This window comes from Arthrobacter sp. SIMBA_036, from assembly GCF_046535135.1.
In the GTDB taxonomy this organism is placed as follows: Bacteria; Actinomycetota; Actinomycetes; order Actinomycetales; family Micrococcaceae; genus Arthrobacter.
In genome coordinates, this window is sequence record NZ_JAWRXG010000460.1 from 1 (window position 1) to 236 (window position 236).

The 236-nt window shown below is 39.8% G+C and carries 1 protein-coding gene; it reads right to left on the minus strand.

What is annotated here, in order from left to right:
- Nucleotides 1-208, minus strand: a 208-nt coding sequence (locus SB659_RS20525) for a hypothetical protein (RefSeq protein WP_410551774.1), incomplete at its 3' end; no start/stop codon positions are given.
- Between the last annotated feature and the right edge of the window lie 28 nt (nt 209-236).

A 236-nucleotide genomic window follows, 5' to 3' on the forward strand; every position in this document is an offset into this window, starting at 1 on the left:
CTGCGTGCAATCCTGGGTTCACTTCGACGATAGCATTATTTCCAACTGCTGTAGCTGCGAATGCATCAATTTTTCCTGATAGCAATGCGGTTATTAACTCATCTTGATTTTTAAACATTGTGATTTGGTTGTCGATAACACCTGCTGATTTTGCCTTATCAAATTGAACTTGGCCGGGAATAAGCCCTAATTTGGCATCAATTCTCATTGCGACAGCTTCATAACTTACCAGTTTT